This window comes from Flavobacterium kochi (assembly GCF_048286715.1).
Taxonomy (GTDB): Bacteria; Bacteroidota; Bacteroidia; order Flavobacteriales; family Flavobacteriaceae; genus Flavobacterium.
Window position 1 is genome coordinate 434,164 of sequence record NZ_JBLVPW010000001.1, and the last position, 14,737, is coordinate 448,900.

A 14,737-nucleotide genomic window follows, 5' to 3' on the forward strand; every position below is an offset into this window, starting at 1 on the left:
TTTAGTCACAGTTTTCAATTTGTGACTCTCATTATATAAAGCTTTTAAAAACCGTATTTCGTAATCCTATTTCCAGTAATAGCAGAAAACCCGCAAACCAAATAAATGGTCTGAATTTTTCATCATAATCATAGAATTTTAGTTCTTCGATTTCAGTTGTTTCCAGTTTGTTGATTGATGCGTAAATCTCAGCAAGTTTACTATTGCTTGTTGCTCTAAAATATTTTCCATCCGTTTTTCTGGCAATACTTTTCATCAATTGTTCGTCAATTTCCACTTTCATCATTTGGAATAAAAACTGCCCATTTGGTGCTACCGCATAGGGAAACATCGCCATTCCGTTTGTCCCTATTCCTATGGTATATACTTTTATTCCGTATTGTTTTGCTATATCTGATGCTGTTTCCGGTTCGATGAATCCCGCATTATTCACTCCATCTGTCAAAAGAATAATTACTTTGCTCTTCGCTTTACTGTCTTTCAAACGGTTTACAGCGGTAGCCAATCCCATTCCTATTCCTGTTCCATCTTTGAGCACATTATCATATTTTATGCTGTTGATAGCATCAAGAATAACGGCTTTATCGCTTGTTACAGGCGTTTTTGTATATGCTTCCGAGGCATAAACCACCAATCCAATTCTATCGTTAGGTCGTTCTTCAACAAAATCTGCCGCCACTCTTTTTAGGGCTTCCATTCTATTTGGTTTCAAATCTTTGGCAAGCATACTTCCGGAAACATCTACTGCCATGACAATATCAATTCCTTTGGTCGTTTTTGTTTTATTGCTTACATCAACTGTTCTTGGTCTTGCCATTGCCACTATCAAAGAACATAAAGCCAAAATGCGAAACACATTCAATGCTGGTTTCAGCTTTGCTAAATAAGAAGTCGTGCCTTTAAATCCTTGTATTGAACTTATTTTTAATGTTGCTGATTGTTGGTTCTTTTTCCAAAACAACCAGGCTATTGCAACTGGAATCAGAAGAAATAACCAAAAAAATTCTGGGTTTAAAAAAGTTACTTTAGCCATTATTTACTTGCTTGTTTTAATTCGACAGAACTCAAAACGCGTTTTGATATATCATTTGCGTACGTATCTCCTTCTTCGTGAAAAAGTAAAATTTGTTGTAATCCGCCTTCTTGACTAAACAATAATGCTTCATAATATAATTTTACACTACTTTGTTTATCCCCGTCTATTTTCGAAAATGTTCCGTAGGCTTTGAGCCCTTTAATCCCCTCTTTTGTCTCAAAATCTTCTTGTTTTACAATCATGTTTTGAGCCCCTTGGGCTTCTAATGATTGCAATGCACCGTCCATCGATTTTGCCAAATCTATTTCCGTCTCTTTTTTATATTTTAAAGTAGAAACCAACAAATAAAAATGATCTGAAACACTTCCATAAACAAAAGATTGCATTTCTTTAATCAGTGCCATTCCGTCTTTAGGCAGCGTTTTAGTCAAATCGACTCTTTTTAACACTTTTGGAGTTTCTATTATAACACCCGGATTCCCGTAATCACTTTTCACCCATTCGCCCTCCAATAATTCTTTAGTGGGATTGCCAATAACATTGTCTTTTACATAATCGAATCCTTTTAAAACAATAAAAAAAGTGGTGGTTGCAACCAGTAAAAAGACAACCGAAACAACTGCAGTAACGATCCGCTTATTTCTCCTTTTTAGCAATTGAATTTGTATTTGTTTCTGTCTTTGTGCCTCATTCAATAAAACATCTTCTTCTACAGGAACCTCTATAGGAATAGAATTATCTAATGTCAGAATTGCTTTTTGAATCTTATTTCGGTCTTCGGTAATTTCAAAATCCAATGGTTTAGACTTTGCAAATTTTACCAAATCTGCTTGTTTCAAAACGCGTTCGAGATTCTCAATTGTTTCTTGAGAAAGCGTCATTTTCTTTTTAACAGAGGCTGCTCTAAGTCCTTGAATCAATTCCGATGTAGTGCTTTCCATTGCTGGAATTTCTATTGCTTCTTCAATATAATTTCTGGCGATATCCGTTAATTCGCTATAATAAGCTTTAACTTCTCCTTTTTGCCAAAGTTCTTTTTTCTCTAAAGTATCCAGCAAACTGGTCGCTTTTTCTATTGGAGTTTTATGAATTTCTTCTTGTAATTTTTTCTCTTGGCGTTTTTTAATGTACCAATAAATCAAAACTCCAATTCCAACAATCAATGCGATTATCAAAAGATATTTCCACCAATCTCCTATTGAAGTATCCGCTGTAGCGATACCCTTGATATCGAACATTTTTTGTTTTAAAGTATCCACTTTAACATTCGCAACTTCAACCAAAAGAGAATCCGTCATAAACGGTTTACTATTGATAAAAATCTTTATACTGGGAATGACATATCTACCGGAATCAAATTGGGTTAAACCGTATTTTTTGATTAATTCATAACGGCCATCCGTTTTGATGGTATCAATAGGATAGGACTGAATTACCTCTAAAGCCCCAAAGTTTTTTAATTTTGGAAAAATCACTTTAGCCGATGTATCAACGGTAGTTTTTATTGATAATTTAAATTCCGCACCAATTTTATTTTTAATCGTGTCAATACTCGTGACTACTTGTTTTTGTTGTGCAAAAACAAACGTTGTAACCAGTAAAAAAAGTAGGTAAAGTCTAATTTTCATTTTTATGTTAAATATTTTTTCCTCACTCAGTCCTCTCCGAAGAAAAGGAAGCCGAGTTGTGAAAATTTTAATCCTCTATCATCCACTTCCCCTTAGGGCGACCGGAAAGGGATTTATCTCGATTTAAAATAGCCTAATAACTTGGTGACATAACTTTCGTCAACTCTGGTGTTTACAACACCTGAACCTGACTTGCTGAATGTTTCTTTAAAATAGTTCACTTTGTCGTGATACTGTTTTTCATAATTCATTCGCACTGATTTTGAACCAGTATTTATCAGCTCGATTTCTCCAGTTTCAGCATCAAGCATGGAAACCATACCTAAATTCGGCATTTTTTCTTCTCGAATGTCATATACGCGAATGCCCGTTATATCGTGTTTCTTGGAAGCTATTTTTAATGTTTGTTCGTAATCTTCCGACATGAAATCAGAAATCACAAACACGATTGCTTTCTTTTTCTGGGTTCCAGATAAAAATTTCAATGCTTGAGCAATATCTGTTTTACGGCTTTTGGGCTGAAATTCTATCAATTCCCGAATGATGCGTAACACATGAGATCTTCCTTTTTTAGGAGGTATATACAATTCGATTTCATCTGAAAATAAAATCAAACCTATCTTGTCATTGTTTTGAGTCGCCGAAAAAGCCATTGTTGCGGCAATTTCCGTAACAATATCCTTTTTAAATTGATTTTTTGAACCAAAACTCTCAGAACCTGAAATATCAACCATTAACATCATGGTCAATTCCCGTTCTTCCTCAAAAACTTTTACGTGTGCTTCGTTATAACGCGCTGTTACGTTCCAATCAATAGCACGAATATCATCTCCGTACTGGTATTGACGCACTTCGCTAAACGTCATTCCACGTCCTTTGAAAGAGGTATGATATTCTCCCGAAAAAATATGATCACTCAATCTTCGGGTTTTGATTTCTATTTTTCGTACTTTTTTTAAAAGCTCTTTTGTATCCATTTTTTCAGATTTCAGATTATAGATTTCAGATTTCAGATAAAAGTCCTCTAAGACTGTTATCTGAAATCTGCAAACTCCAATCTGATTTTAAGGTACTTCTACTTCGTTTACGATTTTGTTAATAATATCCACTGAAGTAATATTTTCAGCTTCGGCTTCGTAAGTAACTCCAATTCTGTGACGCAACACGTCATGAACTACAGCACGAACATCTTCTGGAATTACATATCCTCGACGTTTGATAAAAGCATAACATTTTGCGGCATTCGCCAAATTGATACTTCCACGTGGAGAAGCTCCAAAACTGATTAATGGTTTCAAATCAGCCAATTTATATTTCTCGGGGAAACGTGTGGCAAAAATAATATCCAGTATGTATTTTTCTATTTTTTCATCCATGTAAACCTCACGAACTGCTTCTTGAGCCCGTAAAATTTGTTCTACCGAAACTACAGGATTTACTTTTTCATAACTCCCTTTTAGGTTTTGACGAATCACTAGTCGTTCGTCTTCCATTTTTGGATAATCAATAACCGTTTTTAACATAAAACGATCGACCTGAGCTTCAGGTAATTGATACGTTCCTTCTTGCTCAATTGGGTTTTGCGTAGCTAAAACTAAAAATGGTCTGTCAAGTTTGAAAGTTGTATCACCAATAGTCACTTGCTTTTCCTGCATTGCTTCTAACAATGCCGATTGTACTTTGGCTGGCGCTCGATTGATCTCATCAGCAAGGACGAAATTAGCAAAAATAGGACCTTTTTTTATCGAGAATTCATTTTGTTTGATGTTGTAAATCATTGTCCCAACAACATCGGCAGGCAATAAATCAGGAGTAAATTGTATTCTGCTGAAAGATCCTTGAACAGCTTGTGAAAGGGTATTTATCGCTAATGTCTTTGCTAATCCGGGAACTCCTTCCAACAAAATATGTCCCTGACCCAAAAGTCCAATTAACAAACGCTCCACCATGTGCTTTTGACCCACAATAACCTTGTTCATTTCCATTGTGAGAAGGTCTATAAAAGCACTCTCTCTTTCAATTTTTTCATTGATTGCTCTAATGTCTAAAGTCGCTGTATTTTCTTCCATTTTATTATTTTTAAAACCTTGAATTTAATGCCTTCGTTTTGATGGTGCAAATTGAATTTTTTTTTAGACGTAAGATGTTAAAAAATGGTTAAAACTTCGACCAAACCCTTAATTTTAAGGACGAATTATGATACAATTTTCATATTTTTAAGAACTTTGAAAAATATGCTTTGAATTCGAAGAATTACGAATTTCAATAAAAAATAAAAACCATGAGTAAAACAAAATTATCACCTATCGTTGCTGGTGTCATGAATTGGGGAATTTGGGATAAAAATCTCAACACCAAAGAAATGGAAAACATGATTAATATCTGTTTAGAAAACAAAATTACCACCTTCGATCATGCCGACATATATGGCGCCTATACCACTGAATCTGAATTTGGAGAAGCATTTGCCTCAAGCAAAATTGCAAGAGAAAAAATACAGCTGATCTCTAAATGTGGTATTCAAATGGTGACAGAAAATCGTAAAAATACCGTAAAACATTACAATTATTCAAAAGATTATATTATTTGGTCTGTTGAAAATTCATTAAAAAATTTACACAGCGAGTATTTGGATGTACTTTTACTGCACAGACCAAGTCCTTTAATGCAAGCAGATGAAATTGCCGAAGCGGTTTTGAAACTAAAATCGGACGGAAAAATAATAGATTTTGGTCTATCAAATTTTACTTCTTCGCAGACAGAACTGATTCGTCAGAAAACGGAAATCAGCTTTAATCAAGTGCAATTCTCTGCTACAAATTTTGAGCCCATGGTTGACGGAAGTTTCGATTATATGCAAACAAACAACATTCGTCCTATGTCATGGAATCCGTTGGGAAGTGTTTTTAGAGAAGATATTCCACAAACCCATCGATTAAAAAAATTATTGGCAACTTTAGTTTCAAAATACCATTTTGGCGCTGATACAATCCTACTTTCCTGGATCTTAAAACACCCTTCCAAAGTCATTCCTATTGCCGGAACAGTTAATGTATCAAGAATTCAACTGTTGATGAAAGCGGCTGAATTAGAATTGGAGTACGAAGACTGGTTTGCCATTTGGACAGCGAGTATGGGAAATGAAGTGCCATAATCAGGTTTTCGGATCGCAAAGAATAGAAATAAGATGATTGAAAAAACATAAAAAACACATGAGCAAAATAGCCTTAGTGACTGGTGCAACCAGTGGAATTGGTAAAGCAACCGCACAAATATTAGCCAAAAACAATTATAAAATCATTCTTTGTGGACGCCGGGAGGACCGATTGAAAGCACTCGAAAAAGAACTTTCTGAATTTACTGAAATTCGTACTTTATCATTCGATGTTCGCGATAAAAAAGCCGTTTTTGAAAGTATCAATTCCTTGCCGGAAACCTTTTCTAAAATTGATGTATTGATTAATAATGCTGGAAATGCGCACGGTCTGGATTCCATCCAAGATGGAGACTTAGATGATTGGGATGCCATGATTGATATCAATGTAAAAGGCCTTTTGTACGTTTCGAAAGCAATAATCCCGCGAATGATTGAGCAAAAATCAGGTCATATTATCAACATTGGCTCCATAGCCGGAAAAGAAGTGTATCTAAACGGAAATGTATATTGCGCTTCAAAACATGCTGTCGATGCCCTGAACCAAGCCATGCGCATGGACCTGAATCCTTATGGAATTCGGGTTGGTGCCATTCATCCCGGGGCCGTAGAAACGGAATTCAGTGAAGTGCGTTTCAAAGGTGATGCAGACAAAGCCGCTAATGTTTACAAAGGTTTTAAAGCCTTACAACCTGAGGATATCGCTGATATCATCCATTTTGTAGTATCCCGACCTTATCATGTGAATATTGCCGATTTGATTGTATATCCGACTGCACAAGCTTCTCCGACTATTTTAAATAGATCTTTAGACAATTAGACTGGTCAATTTTTGGAAAATCTTCTAAAATCGAATAGTCCGACAATAGAAAATAAATAATAATTAATAGTATGATCAATAAACGGATTTTAATTAAAAACCTTCTCGCTCACAATGATGAAAGCAGTTTTTATGACAAAAAGCGTCAGTTGAATTTGCATACTCGGGAAGGAAAAGCCAAGTTTTTGAAACACATTTGTGCCTTATCCAATTCAAATCCTGCGAACAATTCCTATATTGTTGTTGGCGTTGAAGATCAAGACAATACTATTGTTGGCGATGATTTCTTTGACGATAGCCGGATCCAGAATTTAGTAAATGCTTATCTGGAAAATCCGCCAAAAATACAGTATGAAAATGTGCCATTCCCAAATTTACCAAAAGATAAAGTGATCGGATTGGTTACCATCAAACCAAAAAGCAAAACGTCCTATTTCAAAAAAGGAATTAACACCATTCCTGCCAACAGCGTTTTTATAAGGCGAGGCAGTAATACGATGCCGGTTGAAGGCGAAATCGAAATCGAAAAGAATTATCAGAATACGGAAACGGTTATTGGTATCGAAAATAATTCTAGAAATAGTATTGCATATACGCTAGATGGTGTCATTGATTTCATGAATTTCCGGCACAAAGACATGTCGCCAAAATATAAAGTATTCAAGGAATTATTTGTAATTTGCTGGGCCGGAATTGCCAAAAAGTCACGTGATAAAACCTATTTATCACGTGTGGATATTGAGCTAATAAACGAACAAATTAAGTTATTTTATTCCGCTCAGGATGTTGTGGAAATCACTTTTGACGAGGACACTTTTACGATTATTGAGTATGTCCCTTTGGGTTTGAATGACAAAACGAGTTACTATCCTTTAGAAAAACAAACCATTCATTTTCATGATAATGGGTATTACAAAATTGAAAGGGAAATGCTTTTTCAGCCGCCGGAATTCAATAGGAAACTATTATTTCACATTTACAATGCCAATATTGCTTTGTTGAACAAACTCCAAAAAGGACTTTCGTTGTCCGAAAGAGAACGCAAAGATTTAGAGAATTTGCCTTCCACTTTCATGATTTGCTACCTGAACGGTTTTGAAGAAGCCAAGCAAAAACTAATTGACGCCAAATTGCTTTTAAAACCTTTTGCGCAGGTGTATTTATCATTTAAAGAAGCGTTACGGATTTTGAGAAAAATGAAATATGATGTTCAGTGACATTTAGTTGCTATAATTATTAAAATATTTTACTCCAGTAAAAAACGTCTGACATAGGCATTAATTTCTCTTTTTTGTTTTTCATTCCCGCTGTCACTCATGACATTATGGATTGTATTAGGAAGTTTAATGATTGTTATACCGAATTTTTTTTGCTCTGCAACAGTTGGCAAAACACCTTCGTCAGCAGGTTGGTCACTGGATCGTAATGAATAAATTTTAGGTTGAGAAGTTCTGGGCAACTCCATTCTGCGATTGTCTAACGAAATTATTTTATCTACTAAATCAGGGTATTTATGAGCAAATAAAACAGTCATATCACCTCCATTAGAATGCCCGATTAGGATTAAATGTTTATAATCTAAATCTGGATTTATCTTTTTCAATTCATTCAGAACAAATAAAATATTCTCTGCTCCTCTTTCCCAATTTGGCCGTCGTACAACTTGAGGAGTTCCTGTTTTCGGAATTAAATCATCCGTTGGTAATTCATGCTGAATACTGACTACAAAATAACCTTTCGAAGCTAAATTTTTCGTCAAATAAGAATAGCCCTTATTAGCTCCAGGCTTATTTTCTGCATAACCATGACTGACAATTACCACTTTTTGATTTATAATTTTTTGGTTTGTCTTTGGCAAATAAAATGCAACTGGAATTGATCGTTTTCTTGAAGTATCAACCCAATTTGAACTGTCTAATTTAACTTCAAAATTTTGATTAGTATTTTTTTCGTTAGCGGTATTTTTATTTGAAGCACAACTAATTATAAGAAAGCAAAATAGTATCTGTAGGTATATTTTCATATTATTTTGAAATTCTATCTTTTACAGAGGAAGACAAATTTGAAAGCTATCCGAGATTGGCTTGAAATTCTTAGGTGGATTAAATAGGATGTACAAAAAAATAGAAATAAACTATTACTATTTTCGAGGCATTGCTTTATGCCCACAAAGCCGCTAACCAAACTAGGAATTCATTTATCACTTGACATATAAAACTGGTCAATAGAAGCAACAAAGCGAGAACTGCATTCATCGTATACGTTTTAAAGTTTTTGTAAAAATAACTTAAAATATTTTATCAAACTATCACCAAAAACAGTGATTTTTTTGCGAACTGAAATTCTAATTTCAACCCTGAAATTTACATTAATAATTTGTATTTCAAACAAATACGATCAGTATTACACTCATAAAACCAATCAGCGAAATTCCCAATGAGTTCAAAAAATATTTTTAGTTATCGGTCTACTTTTTTTCTGTCTCGACTGTTTGTATTTAAACCGGAAATTATAAAACAAAACCGTTTTTTCTGCTATTTTTGTATACAAATTAATTGAGACTACAAGAAATGAGAACACTCGTGATAGGCGATATACATGGTGGTTTGCATGCACTGCACCAAATTATGGAAAGAGCCAATGTAACTACAAAAGATACCTTAATATTTCTGGGAGATTATGTTGATGGGTGGAGTCAATCACCACAGGTAATTGATTATTTAATTGAATTACAAAAAAAACAGAACTGTATTTGTATTCGCGGGAATCATGACGATTTATTGTTAGAATGGCTTAATAAAAAAAGTAACGACAATCTCATGTGGTACAAGCATGGGGGCGAAGCAACGGTTATTGCTTATGAAACAGTTGATAAGGAAACCAAGAAAAAACATATTGAATTCCTTCAATCACTGGAAAATTTTTACCTTGATGAACAAAACCGCTTATTTGTTCATGCTGGCTTTACCAATATGAATGGTGTCGACTTTGAATATTTTCCTGGACTTTTTTATTGGGACAGAACCTTGTGGGAAACCGCTTTGGCGATGGACAAAACGATAAAAGCAGGTGATTTATTTTATCCCAAACGATTTACATTATACAATGAAATTTACATTGGCCACACGCCCGTTTCGCGAATCGGGAAAACCATTCCGGTTCAAATGGCCTGTATTTGGAATTTAGATACCGGCGCTGCTTTCAAAGGTCCATTAACTATTATGGATGTTGACTCAAAAGAATACTGGCAAAGCGAACCTTTGATGACTTTATATCCAAATGAAAAAGGTAGGAATTAGTTTAAAAAAAACTATTTTTGCAAAAAATTATAAATTCTCAAGAATATGAAAAAGATTATTACATTGGCATTGTTACTGTCATTTAGTTTGATAAACGCGCAGGCTTTTAAAGGAAAGGGTGATGCGAAATTTAATGTAGGAGCTAATATTCAAGATGGCGGAACCGGAATTCAGGTATCTACTGATTTTGGAATCGGTGAAAACCTATCCTACGGATTCGTTGGATCTTATTTACTGGGCGTAAATGAGGTTTTAGGTGAAAAACCGGAATTCAAAGATCGTTTTGATGCTAAATTTAGAATTAATGCCAATCTAGGAAACGTTCTAAAAATAGATGAGAAATTAGATGTTTATCCTGGATTGAGTTTAGGGCTTAAAAACTTTGGCGGACATGTTGGTATGCGCTATTTCTTTTCAGAAGGTTTTGGTATTTATTCTGAAGCTGGTTTTCCAATAGCAAAATACGATAGCAATTCTGAAGTTTTTAATCATTTGAACAACCAATTTACTTTTAACATTGGCGCTTCGTTTAATATGTAGAACGGTTTTAACCGCAACAATAAAAAAGATTTTTTGTTGAGTTCGCTTAGCAATTCTTAAAGAAAAAAAAGACAATCTGAAATTTAGCTTTCAAATTGTCTTTTTTAGTTTAACCTTGGCTCGTTATGTTACAAATCAAATCTTATACCTTGTGCCAAAGGCAATTTTGCACCATAGTTAATTGTGTTAGTTTGTCTTCTCATATAGGCTTTCCAAGCGTCAGATCCTGACTCACGTCCGCCACCAGTTTCTTTTTCACCACCAAAAGCACCACCAATTTCTGCTCCCGAAGTACCAATATTTACATTTGCAATTCCGCAGTCAGAACCAGATTGAGAAAGAAACAATTCCATTTCTCTTATACTATTTGTAAAAATGGAAGAAGAAAGCCCTTGTGGAACTCCATTTTGCAAGGCAATCGCTTCTTCAATTGCGCTGTATTTCATTACATATAAAATAGGAGCAAAAGTTTCCGTTTGAACGATATCAAAATGATTTTCAGCTTCAATAATACATGGTTTTACATAGCAGCCACTTTCATATCCCTCACCTTCTAGCAACCCTCCATCTACAATGATTTTTCCACCTTCTAATTTTGCTTTTTCAATTGCATCCAAATAATCCTGAACAGCCCCTTTGTCAATAAGTGGTCCAACATGATTATTTTCGTCCAATGGATTTCCAATTTGCAATTGACTGTATGCGCTTTTCAACACGCTAATGGTTTTGTTGTACACACTTTCGTGAATGATTAAACGTCTTGTAGAAGTACAACGTTGTCCGGCTGTGCCCACAGCTCCAAAAACTGCTCCAACCAATACCATACTGATATCAGCATGTTCCGAAACAATAATTGCATTATTCCCTCCTAATTCCAAAATCGTATTTCCAAAACGTTCTGCAACCGTTTTTGATACGTGACGCCCAATTCTTGTTGATCCTGTAAATGATACTAACGAAATTCTTTTGTCATTGTTGATTAAATCCCCTGATTCATTTCCTGTTACCAAACAACTGACTCCTTCGGGAACATTATTTCTTTTTAAAACGCTTTTTATAATATTCTGACAAGCAACTCCACATAAAGGTGTTTTTGAGCTCGGTTTCCATATCGCAACATCCCCACAAACCCAAGCTATCATTGCGTTCCAGCTCCAAACAGCTACCGGGAAGTTAAATGCTGAAATAATTCCAACGGTTCCTATCGGATGGTATTGCTCATACATTCTGTGCATTGGCCGTTCAGAATGCATTGTCAATCCATACAACTGGCGGGATAAACCCACGGCAAAATCACAGATATCAATCATTTCCTGAACTTCACCATATCCTTCCTGAAGGCTTTTTCCCATTTCATAAGAGACCAGTTTTCCTAAAGGTTCTTTAAATTTTCTTAATTCATCTCCCATCTGACGAACGATATCGCCTCTTTTAGGAGCCGGAACCATACGCCATTCCAGAAAAGCTGCCGAAGCTTTTTCCATAGCCTTTTCATAATCTTCTTTAGAAGAAGTTTTTACTTTTCCTATTAGAGTACCGTCTGCAGGAGAGTAGCTTTCGATGATTTTTCCGTTTGCAAAATTGTCTGCTCCGGTTGATGTTCCTTCATTTATGGCTACAATTCCTAATTGTTCTAGAGCTTCTTTTATTCTAAATTGAGTTGCTGTTGTTGTCATTGTAACTTTTTTATTAAAAATTGTTATATTTTTTTACAAATATATTGTTTTAACATGAAATACTAAACATTGCTGCTTTAATTTATTGTGCCCCTACAGTGGCAAATTGTTCCTAAAATTATTTTTTGGATATAAATCTAGGGTCAGTTTCCATAATAGTTCCACATTTTTCACAGGTTCTCAATGCTTCAGAATTATAGAAATGTTCGAAATGCGGCAGAAAATCTTTTTCGATATTATTCAATTCAAAATATACTTCGTACAATTTATGGTTGCAATTATCGCAAAACCACAATAACCCATCCGTATATCCTTTTCCGGCTCTTTTTCTTTCGATCACCAAACCTATTGAACCCTCGGAACGAACCGGAGAATGAGGAACTTTTGTAGGATGAAGATACATATCGCCAGCATTAAGTTCCATTTCCTTACGCTCGCCATCTTCCTGAATAATCACTTTGATAGACCCTTCGAGTTGGTAAAATAATTCTTCAGTTTCGTTATAATGATAATCTTTTCGGGCGTTTGGACCCGCCACAATCATCACGATATAATCACCTGATTCTCGGTATAAATTTCTATTGCCAACTGGCGGCTTAAGTAGATGACGGTTTTCGTCTATCCATTTATTGAGATTGAAAGGTTTTGCAATTGCCATTATTTTTAATTTTAAATGTAAAGTTATGAAATAATAGGCTTAGATGCACTTCTGAAGATATCCACTAGATTACCTTTTTCTCTAATTAAATAAATACAAACCGCAAAGGGGTCTGTAAATTTCATTCTTGCGCCATCTTGCCCAAGCGGACAACCATTATACCTATCATGGATTTGTACAAGAAACGATTTGTTATAAATTCCCTTTTCCACAAAATTTAGCTGAAAATATCCCAAGCATTCCGATAGGCAATAATATCCATCCTTTTTTATATATTCTTACGGATTAAAAATTCCAAGTGGAAAAACAAAAATAAGGAAAGCAACAGGCAGCATCTCCATCAATAAATTTTCCCTGTTTTGTTATAAAAATAGTGATCCGAACGAAACTTAGAGTTCTCCTGTAATTGTCTATCTTTGTTTTAACCTTCAAAATCACATTATTTGATTTATTTTAGAAAAAAGCAATAAAGATGCATGCTACTCGATTTACTTTCACAAACAGAAATTTTGCTTTATATAAATTCCTATTTCTTATTTTTGTTTTCCAATCTTTCAATTCTCAAGCCAATACAGTAATGATTACACCACCAATTTTACAAAAAGGAGACACCATAGCCATATTGGCGACAGCCAGAAAAAATATAGACGACAACCTTAAACCTGCAATAGATTTGTTGCATAGTTGGGGGCTGGAAGTAGTTATTGGAAAAAGCATTGGTTTAGATGACAATCAATTGGCCGGTACGGATGAACAGCGCGCCGCTGATTTCCAAGAACAATTGGACAATCCAAACATCAAAGCAATCTGGTGCGTTCGTGGCGGTTATGGTACAGTACGAATGATCGATTTATTAGATTTTTCCAAATTTAAACAGTGTCCAAAATGGATTATTGGTTTTAGCGATGTCACTGTTTTGCACAATCACTTGAATACAATGGGTTTCAAATCCATCCATGGTATTATGCCAATCAGCATCCCAAAAGCAACTCCTGAAGCCATTGAAACGCTGCGACTTGCAATGTTTGGGGAACCATTAAAATATACGATTGAACCAAATGCAATGAACCGATTTGGTGATGCTACCGGTGAATTGGTTGGTGGAAATTTATCCATTTTGTATAGCTTATTTGGATCAAAATCGGCTATAGATTGCACCGATAAAATATTATTTATAGAAGACTTAGACGAATACTTATATCATATTGATCGTATGATGATCAATTTAAAACGCAATGGCTGTCTGGAAAGTATCATGGGAATTATTGTTGGTGCTATGTCAAAAATGAAAGACAATGATATTCCGTGGGGAAAAAATGCCCTTGAAATCATTGATGATGTCACTAAAAAATACAACATTCCTGTTATTTATAATTTTCCGGCGGGACATATTCATGATAACAGAGCATTGATTTTAGGCAGTAAAGTAATGCTGCATTTGGACAAAAATTCCAGTACTGTCGTATTTGAGTAAAAAAATTGATTGCGATTAACAATTTTTGATTGCGAACTGAAAGCTACGACTGAACACTGAATACTTACTTTTACCAATTTGGACTTCCTTCCGAAATTGACATTCTTGCCCAAAAAGAAAGCACAGCAGCTGTTTTTGAAGTAAAAACCTCTCTCTGCTTAGAATTTGCTGTGCCAAAAAAAATTTATAAATACCACAAAAATACAGCTTTCGGTAAAGTCCGTACCTACTTTCGTAAGTAAAATAAATTTAGACATTGAAGTCCGATTTGACATTACTACTACCCATAAAAAAGGCAAATCTTTTGTAATTGAACACCTTATAAATATTTTTTATCATTTTTAACAAAAAAATTTAATGTTATATTTGTAACAAATTGTTTTTTATCTATCTTTGCATAGATTTTTGACACTCTAACTAAGTAAAAACTACGTAAAAACACCTAATGCATT

Annotated in this window: 13 protein-coding genes; 6 read left to right on the plus strand and 7 right to left on the minus strand. The window is 34.7% G+C overall.

The window, feature by feature from the left end; all coding sequences use genetic code 11:
• Positions 1-31 precede the first annotated feature (31 nt).
• From ACNQGH_RS01820 to ACNQGH_RS01835, 4 genes are all read right to left on the minus strand, one after another.
• Positions 32-1,033, minus strand: a complete 1,002-nt coding sequence (locus ACNQGH_RS01820) for a vWA domain-containing protein (RefSeq protein ID WP_417954264.1) — start codon at positions 1,031-1,033, stop codon at positions 32-34.
• Positions 1,033-2,664 carry a hypothetical protein gene (locus ACNQGH_RS01825; protein WP_417954265.1) on the minus strand — a complete coding sequence of 544 codons (1,632 nt, stop codon included), beginning with the start codon at positions 2,662-2,664 and terminating at the stop codon, positions 1,033-1,035. Before ACNQGH_RS01825 ends, ACNQGH_RS01820 begins: the two co-directional genes overlap by 1 nt.
• Before the next feature lie 113 nt (positions 2,665-2,777).
• A complete protein-coding gene (locus ACNQGH_RS01830; RefSeq protein ID WP_417954266.1) occupies positions 2,778-3,641 on the minus strand; it encodes a DUF58 domain-containing protein in 864 nt (287 codons plus the stop codon).
• 87 nt (positions 3,642-3,728) lie between these two features.
• Positions 3,729-4,733 carry an AAA family ATPase gene (locus ACNQGH_RS01835; protein ID WP_417954267.1) on the minus strand — a complete coding sequence of 335 codons (1,005 nt, stop codon included), beginning with the start codon at positions 4,731-4,733 and terminating at the stop codon, positions 3,729-3,731.
• Positions 4,734-4,945: 212 nt separating this feature from the next.
• On the opposite strand from ACNQGH_RS01835, the gene ACNQGH_RS01840 reads away from it, so the two are divergent.
• From ACNQGH_RS01840 to ACNQGH_RS01850, 3 genes are all read left to right on the plus strand, one after another.
• On the plus strand, positions 4,946-5,818 hold the full coding sequence (locus tag ACNQGH_RS01840; RefSeq protein WP_417954268.1) for an aldo/keto reductase: 873 nt from the start codon (positions 4,946-4,948) through the stop codon (positions 5,816-5,818).
• A 58-nt stretch (positions 5,819-5,876) separates the two neighbouring features.
• Positions 5,877-6,638 (plus strand): SDR family NAD(P)-dependent oxidoreductase, encoded by a 762-nt coding sequence (locus tag ACNQGH_RS01845; RefSeq protein WP_417954269.1) that lies wholly within the window; start codon positions 5,877-5,879, stop codon positions 6,636-6,638.
• Between the two features lie 71 nt (positions 6,639-6,709).
• Positions 6,710-7,855, plus strand: coding sequence for an ATP-binding protein (locus ACNQGH_RS01850; protein WP_417954270.1), 1,146 nt, complete (start codon positions 6,710-6,712; stop codon positions 7,853-7,855).
• Positions 7,856-7,884: 29 nt separating this feature from the next.
• Here ACNQGH_RS01850 and ACNQGH_RS01855 read toward each other — a convergent pair whose 3' ends face one another.
• Positions 7,885-8,661: an alpha/beta fold hydrolase gene (locus tag ACNQGH_RS01855; protein ID WP_417954271.1), complete on the minus strand. Its 777-nt coding sequence runs from the start codon at positions 8,659-8,661 to the stop codon at positions 7,885-7,887.
• A 547-nt stretch (positions 8,662-9,208) separates the two neighbouring features.
• On the opposite strand from ACNQGH_RS01855, the gene ACNQGH_RS01860 reads away from it, so the two are divergent.
• Both ACNQGH_RS01860 and ACNQGH_RS01865 read left to right on the plus strand, forming a co-directional pair.
• Positions 9,209-9,937 (plus strand): metallophosphoesterase family protein, encoded by a 729-nt coding sequence (locus ACNQGH_RS01860; protein WP_417954272.1) that lies wholly within the window; start codon positions 9,209-9,211, stop codon positions 9,935-9,937.
• A gap of 45 nt (positions 9,938-9,982) precedes the next feature.
• A complete protein-coding gene (locus ACNQGH_RS01865) occupies positions 9,983-10,477 on the plus strand; it encodes a DUF6646 family protein (RefSeq protein ID WP_417954273.1) in 495 nt (164 codons plus the stop codon).
• A 128-nt stretch (positions 10,478-10,605) separates the two neighbouring features.
• Here the strand turns inward: ACNQGH_RS01865 and amaB are convergent, their stop codons facing one another.
• Complete coding sequence (amaB, locus tag ACNQGH_RS01870; protein WP_417954274.1) at positions 10,606-12,153, minus strand: L-piperidine-6-carboxylate dehydrogenase; 1,548 nt, start codon at positions 12,151-12,153, stop codon at positions 10,606-10,608.
• Between the two features lie 118 nt (positions 12,154-12,271).
• Positions 12,272-12,811, minus strand: coding sequence for a 3-hydroxyanthranilate 3,4-dioxygenase (locus ACNQGH_RS01875; protein ID WP_417954275.1), 540 nt, complete (start codon positions 12,809-12,811; stop codon positions 12,272-12,274).
• Positions 12,812-13,283: 472 nt separating this feature from the next.
• Here ACNQGH_RS01875 and ACNQGH_RS01880 point away from each other — a divergent pair, with 472 nt between their 5' ends.
• Positions 13,284-14,285: a S66 peptidase family protein gene (locus ACNQGH_RS01880; protein ID WP_417954276.1), complete on the plus strand. Its 1,002-nt coding sequence runs from the start codon at positions 13,284-13,286 to the stop codon at positions 14,283-14,285.
• Positions 14,286-14,737: the final 452 nt, after the last annotated feature.

Coding starts and splice junctions, on each gene's coding strand:
- ACNQGH_RS01875 (WP_417954275.1), bottom strand. CDS start 12,811: ATGGCAATTGCAAAACCTTTCAATCTCAATAAATGGATAGACGAAAAC.
- ACNQGH_RS01855 (WP_417954271.1), bottom strand. CDS start 8,661: ATGAAAATATACCTACAGATACTATTTTGCTTTCTTATAATTAGTTGT.
- ACNQGH_RS01840 (WP_417954268.1), top strand. CDS start 4,946: ATGAGTAAAACAAAATTATCACCTATCGTTGCTGGTGTCATGAATTGG.
- amaB (WP_417954274.1), bottom strand. CDS start 12,153: ATGACAACAACAGCAACTCAATTTAGAATAAAAGAAGCTCTAGAACAA.
- ACNQGH_RS01825 (WP_417954265.1), bottom strand. CDS start 2,664: ATGAAAATTAGACTTTACCTACTTTTTTTACTGGTTACAACGTTTGTT.
- ACNQGH_RS01860 (WP_417954272.1), top strand. CDS start 9,209: ATGAGAACACTCGTGATAGGCGATATACATGGTGGTTTGCATGCACTG.
- ACNQGH_RS01865 (WP_417954273.1), top strand. CDS start 9,983: ATGAAAAAGATTATTACATTGGCATTGTTACTGTCATTTAGTTTGATA.
- ACNQGH_RS01880 (WP_417954276.1), top strand. CDS start 13,284: ATGCATGCTACTCGATTTACTTTCACAAACAGAAATTTTGCTTTATAT.
- ACNQGH_RS01830 (WP_417954266.1), bottom strand. CDS start 3,641: ATGGATACAAAAGAGCTTTTAAAAAAAGTACGAAAAATAGAAATCAAA.
- ACNQGH_RS01835 (WP_417954267.1), bottom strand. CDS start 4,733: ATGGAAGAAAATACAGCGACTTTAGACATTAGAGCAATCAATGAAAAA.
- ACNQGH_RS01845 (WP_417954269.1), top strand. CDS start 5,877: ATGAGCAAAATAGCCTTAGTGACTGGTGCAACCAGTGGAATTGGTAAA.
- ACNQGH_RS01820 (WP_417954264.1), bottom strand. CDS start 1,033: ATGGCTAAAGTAACTTTTTTAAACCCAGAATTTTTTTGGTTATTTCTT.
- ACNQGH_RS01850 (WP_417954270.1), top strand. CDS start 6,710: ATGATCAATAAACGGATTTTAATTAAAAACCTTCTCGCTCACAATGAT.